Here is an 11,691-nt window from a genome sequence, read left to right as displayed (position 1 = left end):
GTTTTCGTCAGGGACGTGATGACTCCGGGTGTCGTCGCCGTCCGCCCCGACGCCTCGGTCGTCGAGGCCGCGCGGTTGATGCGGGCGCAGAACATCGGGGACGTGGTGGTGGCCGACGGTCAGCGGGTCGTCGGTGTGCTCACCGACCGCGACATCGCGGTACGCGCGGTCGCGGACGGCGCCGACCCGCAGACGGTGAGCGCGCGGTCCGTGTGCACACCGGATCCGGTGCTGGTCGCCCCGCAGGACCCGGTCTCCGCCGCCGTCGCCCTGATGCGCCTGCACGCCGTCCGCCGCCTGCCGGTGGTCGAGGACGGGCTGCCGGTCGGCATGGTCACGCTCAACGACCTGGCCGAGTCCGAGGACCCGAAATCACCGTCGGCCGCCATCAGCCGCGCCGCCCCGCAGAGGTGACCGCGTGGGAGACCGAACAAGGAAGGATGCTGAACACATCATGCGTATCGCATTTCTGACCGCGCCCGAGGGTGTCGAGCAGGTCGAGCTGACCGGGCCGTGGCAGGCCGTGCTGGACGCCGGGCACGAGCCGGTGCTGGTGTCGACCGAGTCGGGTGAGGTGCAGGCGTTCGAGCATCTCGACAAGGGGGACACCTTCCCCGTGCAGGAGGTGGTCGGTGATACGTCCGCCGACTCCTTCGGCGGGCTCGTGCTGCCCGGCGGGGTCGCGAACCCGGACTTCCTGCGGATGGACGACAAGGCGGTCGCCTTCGTCGCGTCCTTCTTCGACCAGGGACGCCCGGTGGCCGCGATCTGTCACGCGCCGTGGACGCTGGTGGAGGCCGACGTGGTGCGCGGGCGGGTGCTGACCTCCTGGCCGAGTCTGCGCACCGACATCACGAACGCGGGCGGCACCTGGGTCGACGAGCAGGTCAAGGTCTGCGACCACGGGCCGAACAAGCTGGTCACCAGCCGCAGGCCGGACGATCTGAAGGCGTTCTGCGCGGCCTTCCTTGAGGTGTTCGCGGAGCAGTCCCGCTGAGCGGGCTCAGGCGCCCGGGACCGCCGCCTGACCCCGGCCGCGGTCCCGGGCGCCCTCACGGGTGCGGCCGGCGGCGACGGGGCGGCGCGGGTTGCGGCGGAGGTACTCGCCCTCCAGCTGGGCCATGCGGAGGTTATGGGCCCGCAGCGCGTCGTTCGAGCCGTACAGCAGGGTGTCGTGGCGCGTGCGGTGGATGGTCTCCAGCTCTTTCATGAGCTGCTGGTCGTCCAGCCGGCTGGGGTCGACTCCGGTCATGGTGCACCCCGCTCGTCGAGTCCGTGGCTTACGCCTTCCTGCCTCCACTGTACGAACATCCGGGCATCCGGCACCCGCCCGGACCCCGTTCAGCGAACCCGCTCCACCCGCCGCTCATCCCAGACCGGCTCCGCCGTCTCCCGGACCCGCCCGTCCGAACCGAAGACCAGATAGCGGTCGAACGAACGGGCGAACCACCGGTCGTGCGTCACGGCCAGCACCGTGCCCTCGAAGGCCTCCAGGCCCTCCTGGAGCGCCTCCGCGGACTCCAGGTCGAGGTTGTCCGTGGGCTCGTCCAGCAGGAGCGCCGTGGCCCCCTCCAGTTCCAGCAGGAGGATCTGGAAGCGGGCCTGCTGGCCGCCGGAGAGCCGGTCGAAGGCCTGCTCCGCCTGCTGGGTCAGTTCGTAGCGGCGCAGCCGGGACATGGCCGCGCCCCGGTCCTGGGCGTGCTCCGTCCACAGGATGTCCAGCAGGGTGCGGCCCGCCAGCTCGGGGTGGGCGTGGGTCTGCGCGAAGTGCCCGGGCACCACCCGCGCGCCCAGCTTCCAGTTTCCGGTGTGCGCGACCTCCTCCCCCGCCAGCAGGCGCAGGAAGTGCGACTTCCCGGAGCCGTTGGAGCCCAGGACGGCGACCCGTTCGCCGTAGAAGACCTCCAGTGAGAAGGGCTTCATCAGGCCGGTCAGTTCCAGGTTCTCGCAGGTGACCGCGCGCACGCCGGTGCGGCCGCCCTTCAGGCGCATCCGGATGTCCTGCTCGCGCGGCGGCTCCGGCGGCGGGCCCGCCTCCTCGAACTTGCGCAGCCGGGTCTGGGCGGCGGCATAGCGGGAGGCCATCTCATGGCTGACGGCGGCGGCCTGCCGGAGCGTCACGACGAGCTTCTTCAGCTGTGCGTGCTTCTCGTCCCAGCGGCGGCGCAACTCCTCGAAGCGGGCGAAGCGTTCGCGCCGTGCCTCGTGGTACGTGGCGAAACCGCCGCCGTGCACCCAGGCGTCGGCGCCGGTCGGGGACGGCTCCACGGAGACGATCTTCTCGGCGGCGCGGGCGAGGAGTTCACGGTCGTGGGAGACGAACAGGACCGTCTTGCGGGTCTCCTTCAGCCGCTCCTCCAGCCAGCGCTTGCCCGGTACGTCCAGGTAGTTGTCCGGCTCGTCGAGCAGCAGCACCTCGTCGGTGCCGCGCAGCAGTGCCTCCAGCACCAGCCGCTTCTGCTCACCGCCGGAGAGCGTGCGCACCTGCCGCCACTGCGCCTTCTCGTACGGCACGCCCAGCGCGGCCACGGTGCACATGTCCCACAGGGTCTCCGCCTCGTACCCGCGCACCTCGGCCCAGTCGGCGAGCGCCTGCGCGTACGTCAGCTGGGCCGCTTCGTCGTCGACGGTCATGATCGCGTGCTCGGCGGCGTCCACCGCCCGCGCCGCCTCCTGGATACGCGGCGGAGCGACCGAGACCAGCAGGTCGCGTACGGTCGTCTCGTCCCGTACGGAGCCCACGAACTGGCGCATCACACCCAGGCCGCCACTGACCGTGACCGTGCCGCCGTGCGGTTTCAGCTCGCCGGAGATCAGCCGCAGCAGGGTCGTCTTGCCCGCGCCGTTCGGTCCGACCAGAGCCATCACCGACCCCTCGGCCACCCGGAAGGACACATCGCCCAGAAGCGGCCTCCCATCGGGCAGGTAATACTCCAGGTGCGCGGCTTCCAGATGTCCCATGAGCAGGCATTCTCCGGGGCGCCCGGCGCTCCGGCAAACGGTTATCCGGCGTCGTCCAGCGGCTCGCCCGCCGGACCCGCCCCACCGGCCGGAGCCACGCTCGCCCCGGCCCACGACAGCGCCTTGAAACCGTCGGACAGGCTGCCCTCCAGGACCACCACCCCGGTGTTGGCGAGCCGGTGCGTGGCGGCGTACTGGATGTCCACGTTGTCCGCGCGGGCCGCGGTCCAGGTCCGGATGATCGCGCCGTGGCTGACCATGACGACCGTTCGGGCCCCGCTCGCCGCCGCCTCCGCGACGACGCCGTCGAACCGGCCGAGCACCTCCTCGCCGTTCTCCCCGCCGGGCATCCGCAGCGCGGTGTCGCCGGACGCCCAGGAGAAGGCCGTCCGCATGTACAGCTCGCCCTGCGCGGAGTCGCCGGGCAGCATCTCCAGGTCGCCCGCGGTGATCTCCCGGATGCCGTCCCGGACCAGGGGCTCCAGTCCGCGCGCGGCGGCCAGCGGGGCGGCCGTGAGCTGGGTGCGGAGCAGGGTGGAGACGTACAGGGCCTCGATGTCCTCGTCCGCGAGGGCCTCGGGGAGCGCGGCGGCCTGGGCCAGGCCCAGCTCGGTCAGGCCCGGGCCCGGGACGGCGGTGTCGAGCAGGTAGTCGACATTCGTCGGGGTCTGGCCGTGACGGACGAGGAGCAGACGCATTCAGGGCTCTCCGGAGACGGACCGGCAAGGAAATCGCCACTTCAGGGTACCCGTGACCCCATGAGCCCAGATGTCGACCTCACCCACCTCCGCCCGGGCCGCCATGTGCTGCGCGACCGGCTCCTCGCCCTCGACTCCCGCCTGTTCGAGTTCGCCGCCGAACAGCACTGGCCCGGCGCGACCCCGGTGCTGCCGCGGCTGAGCCGGAGCGCCAACCACGGGCTGCTGTGGTTCGCCGCCGGCGCCGTGATGGCCGCGAGCCGCACCCCGCGCGCCCGCCGGGCCGCCGTGCGCGGTCTGGCCTCGCTGGGCCTGGCCTCGCTGACCATCAACACGCTCGGCAAGCGCTCGGTGAAGCGCCCGCGCCCGGTCCTGGACGCGGTGCCGCAGGTGCGGCACCTGAAGCGGCAGCCGATCACCACCTCCTTCCCGTCCGGTCACTCCGCGTCGGCGGCGGCCTTCGCGACCGGCGTCGCCCTGGAGTCCCCGGCCTGGGGCGCGGCGGTGGCGCCCGTCGCCTGGTCGGTGGCGATGTCCAGGATCTACACCGGGGTGCACTTCCCGAGCGACGTCCTGGCGGGCGCTGCGCTCGGCGCGTGCGCCGCGTACGCGGTACGGGGCATGGTGCCCACCCGCGCCCAGCTCCTGCCGCCGCCCCGGCCGCGCGCCGAGGTGCCGGCGCTGGCCGAGGGCGAGGGCCTGGTGATGGTCGCGAACACCGCCTCGGGCACCGCGGACCGGGTGGACGCCCTGCGGGGGCTGCTGCCGGGCGCCGAGGTGGTGAGCTGCGAGCCGGAGCGGGTGCGCGCGGAGCTGGAGAGGGCGGCGGCCCGGGCCCGGGTGCTCGGGGTGTGCGGCGGCGACGGCACGGTGAACGCGGCCGCCGAGGTCGCTCTCCGGCACGGGCTGCCGCTCGCGGTGCTGCCCGGCGGCACCCTCAACCACTTCGCCTACGACCTGGGCGTGGAGGACGTGCACGACCTGACCCGGGCGCTGGTCGCCGGCCAGGCGGTGCGGGTGGACGTGGGCCGGTTCCGCTGGGGCGGCGGACAGGGCGTCTTCCTCAACACCTGCAGTCTGGGCGTGTATCCGGAGCTGGTGCGCGTACGGGACCGCTGGTCGCACCGGATCGGCGAATGGCCCGCCGGGGTGCTGGCCGCGCTGCGGGTGCTGCGCGCCGACCGGCACCCGCTGGAGGTCGAAGTCGGTTCCGCCATCCGCCCGTTGTGGCTGCTGTTCGCCGGGAACGGCACCTACCACCGGCTGGGCCTCGCCCCCGGCCGCCGCGTCGACCTCGCGGACGGTGTGCTGGACGTACGGGTCGTGCACGGCGGCCGCCGACCGGCGCTGCGGCTGCTCGCGGCTGCCGTCGCGGGCCCGCTGACCCGCTCCCCCGTCCACGCGGCGGTCCAGGTCGGCCGACTGCGGCTGGCCGACGTGGCCTCGGGTTCGCTGCTCGCCTACGACGGTGAAGTCATCGAGGTGGAGGGCGAGGTGACGCTGGAGAAGCTGCCGGAGGCACTGACGGTGTACCGGCCGCTGCCCAGGCACTGACGAACCGTCAGTCCATTATGCAAAACACGGGTCTCATTATTCGGCATGGCGGCATACGGTGGCGGCACGACGACGAGACGAGGGGAACGCCATGTCGAAGCCGCGTGAGACCGCCGTGTACACCCATGGGCACCACGAGTCGGTGCTGCGCTCGCACACCTGGCGCACCGCCGCCAACTCCGCGGCGTACCTGCTGGGTTCGCTCAAGCCGCGGATGCGGATCCTGGACATCGGCTGCGGGCCCGGCACCATCACCGCGGACCTGGCGGCGCTGGTGACGGACGGTCACGTCACGGGGGTCGACCGGGCCCCGGCCGTCCTGGCGCAGGCCCGCGCCACGGCCGCCCAACGGGGCCTGGACAACGTCGACTTCGCGGTCGCCGACGTCCACGCGCTGGACTTCGAGGACGACACCTTCGACGTGGTCCACGCGCACCAGGTGCTCCAGCACGTCGGCGACCCGGTGGGGGCGCTGCGCGAGATGAAGCGGGTGACCCGGCCGGGCGGGATCGTCGCGGCCCGCGACTCGGACTACGCGGCCATGACCTGGTACCCCGGGTCACCCGGTCTGGACGACTGGCTGGATCTGTACCACCGGGTGGCCCGCGCCAACGGCGGCGAGCCGGACGCCGGTCGGCGGCTGAAGTCCTGGGCGCTGCGGGCCGGCCTGACCGACGTCACCGCCACCTCGGCCACCTGGACCTTCGCCGAGCCCGAGGAGCGGGCCTGGTGGAGCGGACTGTGGGCGGACCGGACGCTGGCCTCCGCCTATGCCGACCGGGCCGTCGAGGGCGGCCACGCGACGGTGGAGCAACTGACCGCGATCGCGGACGCCTGGCGGGACTGGGGGCGGCGGGAGGACGGCTGGTTCTCCGTACTGCACGGAGAAATTCTGTGCCGCAAGGAGGTCTGAAACCGCGATTTCCGGTTACTCGGTCGGCAGGAGGTTTCCCATTATGATCCCTGTTCTGCTGGTTCTGCTTTTGGCGCTGATTCTGTTCGGTGCCGGTTTCGCGGTGAAGGTGCTGTGGTGGATTGCCATCGCCGTACTGGTGGTGTGGTTGCTGGGCTTCGTGATGCGGAGCACTACGGCGTCCGGAGGCAGGGGCCGCTGGTACAGGTGGTGACGCGGCGCGGATAGCCGACTGCCCCGGGAGTTCACTCCCGGGGCAGCGGCATGTTCACACGGTTCATTCGGTTCACACGGTCATTCGGCTCATTCGGTTCATTCGCGGGGCAGCAGCGGGCCCAGCGGGCCGAGGTCGAGATTGAGGTCCTCGGGCCGCAGTCCGTAGCGCTCGCGCAGCTCGGTCATCCGCTCGTCGAGCAGCATCAGCGTCAGCCCGATCCGCTCCTCCTGCTCCTCGCTGAGCACGCCTTCGTCGCAGCGGCGCAGTGCCTGCCGCTCCATCAGCTGGCGCAGCAACTCCACCACCGTGAGGACGAGTTTGACGAGGTCCCGCTCGACGGTGTCGGGTTCGAGGTCGAGCCGGTTGCGGGCGGTCACAGCAACTCCTGGAACGGTGAGGGCACGTTCTCGTTGACCGAGCTGATCAGGGCGTTGAGGTCGATGCGGACGAGGTCGACGTCGGCGATGCGCAGGGTGATGTCCCCGGTGATGACGACCCCGCCGGCCAGCAGCCGGTCCAGGAGGTCCACCAGGGCGACCTCACGGCGTTCGACGACGGTCACCGCTCCTCGCCCCCCGTCCCCGCTTCGCCTTCTTCGCCTTCTTCGCCTTCTTCGCCGGTGAAGGAATAGGCCGCCCAGGGCCCGGTGAGTTCCACTCGCATTCCCGGGGTGTCGTCCTTCGCACGGTCCACGAGTTCCACGAATTCCTCGGAGTCGCCGCGCGGCACGAGATAAGCGGCATTGAGCACGTTCTGCCCCGGCCCGTCGGCAAGTGCCGAGTTCTGCGGATGGTGCAGCCGGGAGTCCTCGGCGAAGGAGGAGAGCGTCGCGTGCAGGTTCTCGGCGAATTCCGCGGCCGCCTGCCAGGTACGCTCCTGGCCGCGCGTCTGCATCCGCCGCTGCCGGAGGTAGTCCCGGCCCGACGCGGGTTTCCCGGCGGGCGCCTCGGCCGCCGCCGGCCGCGGGTCGACGTAGACCTTGACGCCCCATTCCACCCGGCCCGCGAGGCGGTCCAGGGTGCGCCGGAAGTACTCCTCGCGGGCCTCCATCATCGTGCGCAGGGCGCTGTCGTCCCGGAAGACGGTGGCCAGCCGCAGCGGGAGCGGGGTGGTGACGGCGGTGAGTGCGTCGATGACGCCCTGGTGGGCCCTGGCCGTCTCGCTGAGCCAGTCCAGGTCCTCCAGGTGGGCGCGCAGCGGCTCCTCGGCGAAGTCCGCCTCGGGCACCGCGCTGTAGACGGCGATCAGACCGTGGTGGGTCAGCTGACGCGGCGGCTGGGCGGCGACCCCGGTGAGCTGGGTCTGGAGGGCCGACCGGAAGGGCCTGCACACGGCGTACACGTACCGCAGTCCTGACATCAGCGCTCCTTCCGCTCGCCGGCCGGTTCCAGTTCCTCCAGCCGCCTGCGCAGCTCGGCGTTCTCACGGGTCAGCTCGCGGCGGCGGGCCCGCGAGGAGAGGGCCGGGTCCTCCTCCCACCAGTCGATGCCCATCTCCTTGGCCTTGTCGACCGAGGCGACGATGAGGCGGAGCTTGATGGTGAGCAGTTCGATGTCGAGCAGGTTGATCCGGATGTCTCCCGCGATGACCACGCCCTTGTCCAGGACGCGCTCCAGGATGTCGGCGAGGTTGGCGCCGCTGCCCTGGCCGTAGGGCTCGGGAAGACGGCTTGCGGTGGTCATCGACGGCTCCCGGCCTCTTCGTACTCGGTCTCGTCCTCCGGCTCGGCTTCTTCGTCCTCCCGCTCATTGTCGTCCTCGTACTCGTCCTCCGCCTCGTCGTACTCGTCCTCGGGCTCGGACTCGTCGTCGTACTCGTCCTCCGCCTCGTCGGTGTCGTCGTACTCCTCGTCCGCGTCACCGGAGTCCTCGTACTCGTCCTCCGCCTCCTCAGGACCCTCGTCCTCGGCGTCCTCGGCGTTCTCGTCCTGCTCGTCCTCCTGCTCCTCCTCCGCGACCGCGTCCTCGTGACTGCGGACGAGCTCGCCGTCGCGGATCTCGCCGCGCCAGCCCTCCTCCACCTCTCCCTTGAGGGTGATGAAGCGGACGTAGTTCTTCAGGTCGAGCCGGGCCCGGCGGCCCTGGGCGCGCCAGATGTTGGCGGTCTTCTCGAAGAACCCCTTCGGGTAGTACTCGATCACCAGCAGCACACGGGTGAGGTTCTCGGCGAGTTCGTGGAAGGTGACGACACCCTTCGTGGTGCCCTTGCCACCCTCCGAGGTCCAGGCGATCCGCTCGTCCGGCACCTGCTCGGTGGTGGTCGCCTTCCAGCCCCGGGTGGACCAGAAGATCTTCATCTGCCAGTCCGAGGTGGTGTCGTCCGTGCGGTTCGCGCTCTTGACGCCCTTGGCGAAGGTGCTGAAGTCCTGGAACTGCGTCCACTGGTCGTAGGCGGTGCGCAGCGGCACACCGACGTCGACGTACTCGATGATGACGGTCGGCTTGTTCCCCGCGCCGCGTTTCTTGCCGCCCTTGCCCTTGCCGCCGAGGTTCTTCAGCGCGTCGGTCACGCTGTCCTTGGCCTTGGACGCGCCGAGTTCCAGCGCGCTGCGGACCGGTCCCTTGCCCTCGGCGATCTTGCGGCCGCCGTCGAGGGCGAGCTTGGCGAAGCCGGGGCTGTTGCCCTCGGCGATGTCGTTCAGCTTGACCGTGGTCTCCCCGAGCTTGCGGCCGGCCCCGACCAGCAGGCGCTCGGCCTGCGCCGCGAAGTAGTCGCGCAGCTCCTCCTTCAGCCGGTCGGCGGCCTCGCTGTCGGCCAGCCCGCCGAGCGGTCCCTTGCCGTTGCCGGTGGCGTCACGCGCCGTGTCCGTGGCCCTGTCGACGGTCTCGGTCATCGCTCGTCACCGCCCTTCTCCTGCCGTGCCTGCGCGCCGCGGGCCCCGCCCCCGGCCTGGGCGGACTTCTTCCTCGGCGTCGCGCGGCGCCGCCCCGACGACCCGCCGGGCGCCTTCTTGGCCGCGGTCTTCTTGGCGGCGGTCTTCTTGGCGGCCGCCTTCTTCGCGGGCTTCTTCGCCGCCTTCTTGCGCGGGGCCGGCCGCTCTTCCTCGTCGCCGGAGTCCTCGGCCTGCTCCTCGGGCTCCTCCTGCTCCTCGGACTCCTCCGGCTCCTCGGACTCCTCCGGCTCGTCGCGCTCGTCCTCCTCCTCGTCCCGCCCGTCGGGTACCACGCCCGACAGCTCGTCGCGCACCTGGGAGGTGCGGTTGTGGAGGCGGTCGGCGATCGACTCCAGCTGCCGTTCGACCATGGCGCCGGAGGCGGCCTTGCCAACCCCGCGCAGGTCCTGGCGCAGCTGGTCCCCGATCTCCTTGAACTGCGGGTTGTCCCGCAGCTGTTGCGAGGCCAGGTCGGCCAGTGCCCGTGGGCTCAGGTTCAGGCGCTTGCCCGCGACCAGCGTGCCCAGCGCGAACGCGAGTTTCATCTTCTTCGTACGTCCGAGGACGTATCCGGCACCGACCGCGAGGCCAATGGCTGCCCTGTTCATGGTGTCCTCTCCAGTCTGTCCAGAAGCTCGTCCTCCCGCCGGTCGAACTCCTCCTCGCTGATCTCGCCCGCCTCCAACTGTTCTTCAAGCTGGGCGAGTTCGGCCCGGACCGTGGCCGGGTCGTAGTAGATCCGCTCCGCCTCCCGCAGCACCTGGCCGATCACCCAGCCGGTGCCGCGCACGGGGGCGAACGGCAGCAGCAGCACCTCTGTGATCAGTCCCACGTCCTCACTCCCGCTCACTCCTGGGCGAAGTCCGCCCGCGCCTCACCCGTGTGCCGGTCCGGACCGGGTTCGACGAAGCTGTACGGCGGCAGCGGCCCGTTCACCCGTACCTGCAGGTGGGGCAGGCTCTCGCGCAGCTCCTCGACGGCCGACAGGAACGTTCCGGCGGCGTCCCTGGGCACCAGGAAGGAGACGTTGGCGAGCCAGCCGGAGGACTCCGGGCCGGTGCTCACCGCCTCCGCCTCGCCCTCCAGGGCGCTCAGGACCGCGTCGGCGTCCTCGGCCTCCTGTGCCTTGACTGCGGCCACGACCATCTCGCCGAGCCGCAGCTTCTGCTCGTAACTTCCGCCGCCCGCCTGCCGGTTGGCCTCGGTCATGGCGCGGATGTCGGCGTTCTGCGACATCACCCGGTGGAGTACGGCCTCCTCGTCGTGGGTGGCCTTGATGTTGTACTCGACCTTGCCGTCTAGCGTGCGCAGCCGCTCCTGGTAGTGCTCGGCCCGCTCGGCGAGTACGGATGTGACCGTCTCGTCGTCCGGGGCGAGGCTGCCGAACCGCATGGGCAGCACGCAGCCGTCCGACCCGACCTCGGCGAGGACGCTCTGGTGGGCGAGCAGGTCCCGGCGCTTGGGGCGCAGGTTCTCGGGCGCGTCGCTGACCAGGGCGGCCAGGCCGTCCGTGGTGAGGACCCGGACCGGGAGCGGCGGGTCGCCGACCCCGGAGATGTCCTTCGGCAGCGCGGGGTGGGAGCTCGTGGTGATGCCGTACACGTACGTACTCACTCCTGCTCCTCCTTCCGGCGCGCCGAGGTGGCCTTGCGGGTGCGGGGCCGGGACTCGGACTTCTCCTTGCCCTCGTCACGGGCCTGCCGGAAGGCGTCGGAGACGGTCTCCGCGGCTCCGGAGAGCGCGCCCTTGGACTTGCCGCGGGCGCCGGACTCGGTGATCTCGCCGACGACCTCGGTCAGCCCGGGCGGCTTGCGCGGGCCGGCCTCCAGGTCCAGCCGGTTGCAGGCCTCGGCGAAGCGCAGATAGGTGTCGACGCTGGCGACGACGACCCTCACGTCGATCTTCAGGATCTCGATGCCCACCAGGGACACCCGGATGAACGCGTCGATCACGAGCCCCCTGTCCAGGATGAGCTCCAGGACGTCGTAGAGGCCGCTGGAGCCACCTCCGCCTCCGCCCGTGTTCTGTGCGGGGACAACGGTCATGTCGGACCTTCCTCCTTGCCGGTTGCTCGGGCGGGTGCGGGAAGGCGGTCTAGTGACCGCCGGACCGATGTGCGTCGGAACGCCCCCGCTCGTAGCGGCGGACGCGGCGGTAGCCGGTGAGCCGGCCCTCGGGGTCGAGGTCGACCTGGTATCCGGCCAGCAGGCTCATCGTGTCGGGGACACGTTCCAGCTCCAGGACCTCGATCTCGACGGTCCAGCCGTCCTCCGTTCGCTCGAAGGACGACACCGTCTCGGCGGACTTGCCGGTCAGCTCGGTGAGCTGGGCGCGCGCCTGACGCAGTACCTCCATCGGGGTCGGCCGGTCTTCCGTCCCGTCCGTGCCCTTCTTGGCTGACTTGGGTGTGTTCTGTGAATCATTCATGGGCGCCTCGTTCCGCCGAGTGGCCCGAGGAGCGTTGACCAAACCCCTC

The 11,691-nt window shown here is 71.3% G+C and carries 18 protein-coding genes; 5 read left to right on the top strand and 13 right to left on the bottom strand.

Annotation, left to right across the window (positions count from 1 at the left end):
* Together GA0115233_RS09505 and GA0115233_RS09500 are read left to right on the top strand one after the other, a co-directional pair.
* Positions 1-414: CBS domain-containing protein (locus GA0115233_RS09505; protein ID WP_093719697.1), on the top strand; the 414-nt coding region annotated here is incomplete at its 5' end.
* A gap of 40 nt (positions 415-454) precedes the next feature.
* Complete coding sequence (locus GA0115233_RS09500; protein WP_093719691.1) at positions 455-997, top strand: type 1 glutamine amidotransferase domain-containing protein; 543 nt, start codon at positions 455-457, stop codon at positions 995-997.
* 6 nt (positions 998-1,003) lie between these two features.
* On the opposite strand, the gene GA0115233_RS09495 is transcribed toward GA0115233_RS09500, so the two are convergent.
* The 3 genes from GA0115233_RS09495 to GA0115233_RS09485 form a co-directional block, all read right to left on the bottom strand.
* Positions 1,004-1,252 carry a DUF6158 family protein gene (locus tag GA0115233_RS09495; RefSeq protein WP_093719690.1) on the bottom strand — a complete coding sequence of 83 codons (249 nt, stop codon included), beginning with the start codon at positions 1,250-1,252 and terminating at the stop codon, positions 1,004-1,006.
* Positions 1,253-1,341: 89 nt separating this feature from the next.
* On the bottom strand, positions 1,342-2,961 hold the full coding sequence (locus GA0115233_RS09490; protein ID WP_093719689.1) for an ABC-F family ATP-binding cassette domain-containing protein: 1,620 nt from the start codon (positions 2,959-2,961) through the stop codon (positions 1,342-1,344).
* Between the two features lie 41 nt (positions 2,962-3,002).
* Positions 3,003-3,659, bottom strand: coding sequence for a histidine phosphatase family protein (locus tag GA0115233_RS09485; RefSeq protein ID WP_093719688.1), 657 nt, complete (start codon positions 3,657-3,659; stop codon positions 3,003-3,005).
* 60 nt (positions 3,660-3,719) lie between these two features.
* Between GA0115233_RS09485 and GA0115233_RS09480 the strand changes: the two genes are divergently transcribed.
* From GA0115233_RS09480 to GA0115233_RS09470, 3 genes are all read left to right on the top strand, one after another.
* Positions 3,720-5,213, top strand: coding sequence for a bifunctional phosphatase PAP2/diacylglycerol kinase family protein (locus tag GA0115233_RS09480; protein WP_093719687.1), 1,494 nt, complete (start codon positions 3,720-3,722; stop codon positions 5,211-5,213).
* A gap of 91 nt (positions 5,214-5,304) precedes the next feature.
* Complete coding sequence (locus GA0115233_RS09475) at positions 5,305-6,126, top strand: methyltransferase domain-containing protein (RefSeq protein WP_093719686.1); 822 nt, start codon at positions 5,305-5,307, stop codon at positions 6,124-6,126.
* A 43-nt stretch (positions 6,127-6,169) separates the two neighbouring features.
* Positions 6,170-6,340, top strand: coding sequence for a hydrophobic protein (locus tag GA0115233_RS09470; RefSeq protein WP_093719685.1), 171 nt, complete (start codon positions 6,170-6,172; stop codon positions 6,338-6,340).
* A gap of 98 nt (positions 6,341-6,438) precedes the next feature.
* Here GA0115233_RS09470 and GA0115233_RS09465 read toward each other — a convergent pair whose 3' ends face one another.
* Genes GA0115233_RS09465 through GA0115233_RS09420 form a run of 10 tightly spaced genes read right to left on the bottom strand, consistent with a single transcriptional unit; the run spans position 6,439 to position 11,642 of the window.
* The gene (locus GA0115233_RS09465; protein ID WP_093719684.1) at positions 6,439-6,720 is read right to left on the bottom strand and encodes a gas vesicle protein K; all 282 of its coding nucleotides are present in this window, start codon (positions 6,718-6,720) and stop codon (positions 6,439-6,441) included.
* On the bottom strand, positions 6,717-6,905 hold the full coding sequence (locus GA0115233_RS09460) for a gas vesicle protein (protein ID WP_093719683.1): 189 nt from the start codon (positions 6,903-6,905) through the stop codon (positions 6,717-6,719). The genes GA0115233_RS09465 and GA0115233_RS09460 overlap by 4 nt, the downstream gene beginning before the upstream one ends.
* Complete coding sequence (locus GA0115233_RS09455) at positions 6,902-7,702, bottom strand: GvpL/GvpF family gas vesicle protein (protein ID WP_093719682.1); 801 nt, start codon at positions 7,700-7,702, stop codon at positions 6,902-6,904. The genes GA0115233_RS09460 and GA0115233_RS09455 overlap by 4 nt, the downstream gene beginning before the upstream one ends.
* Positions 7,702-8,025 (bottom strand): gas vesicle protein, encoded by a 324-nt coding sequence (locus GA0115233_RS09450; protein ID WP_093719681.1) that lies wholly within the window; start codon positions 8,023-8,025, stop codon positions 7,702-7,704. The genes GA0115233_RS09455 and GA0115233_RS09450 overlap by 1 nt, the downstream gene beginning before the upstream one ends.
* Positions 8,022-9,176: an SRPBCC family protein gene (locus GA0115233_RS09445; RefSeq protein WP_093719680.1), complete on the bottom strand. Its 1,155-nt coding sequence runs from the start codon at positions 9,174-9,176 to the stop codon at positions 8,022-8,024. Before GA0115233_RS09445 ends, GA0115233_RS09450 begins: the two co-directional genes overlap by 4 nt.
* Positions 9,173-9,823 (bottom strand): DNA primase, encoded by a 651-nt coding sequence (locus GA0115233_RS09440; protein WP_093719679.1) that lies wholly within the window; start codon positions 9,821-9,823, stop codon positions 9,173-9,175. The genes GA0115233_RS09445 and GA0115233_RS09440 overlap by 4 nt, the downstream gene beginning before the upstream one ends.
* A complete protein-coding gene (locus GA0115233_RS09435; protein ID WP_093719678.1) occupies positions 9,820-10,047 on the bottom strand; it encodes a gas vesicle protein GvpG in 228 nt (75 codons plus the stop codon). Before GA0115233_RS09435 ends, GA0115233_RS09440 begins: the two co-directional genes overlap by 4 nt.
* Before the next feature lie 14 nt (positions 10,048-10,061).
* Positions 10,062-10,829, bottom strand: a complete 768-nt coding sequence (locus GA0115233_RS09430; protein ID WP_093719677.1) for a GvpL/GvpF family gas vesicle protein — start codon at positions 10,827-10,829, stop codon at positions 10,062-10,064.
* Positions 10,826-11,260 carry a gas vesicle structural protein GvpA gene (locus tag GA0115233_RS09425; RefSeq protein ID WP_093719676.1) on the bottom strand — a complete coding sequence of 145 codons (435 nt, stop codon included), beginning with the start codon at positions 11,258-11,260 and terminating at the stop codon, positions 10,826-10,828. The genes GA0115233_RS09430 and GA0115233_RS09425 overlap by 4 nt, the downstream gene beginning before the upstream one ends.
* A gap of 49 nt (positions 11,261-11,309) precedes the next feature.
* Complete coding sequence (locus tag GA0115233_RS09420) at positions 11,310-11,642, bottom strand: gas vesicle protein GvpO (protein WP_093719675.1); 333 nt, start codon at positions 11,640-11,642, stop codon at positions 11,310-11,312.
* Positions 11,643-11,691 lie beyond the last annotated feature (49 nt).

The sequence above is a fragment of the Streptomyces sp. DI166 genome, assembly GCF_900091315.1.
Lineage (GTDB): Bacteria > Actinomycetota > Actinomycetes > Streptomycetales > Streptomycetaceae > Streptomyces > Streptomyces fuscus.
Note: the sequence above shows the minus strand (reverse complement) of the source record. Positions and strands in the feature narration are given on the sequence as shown.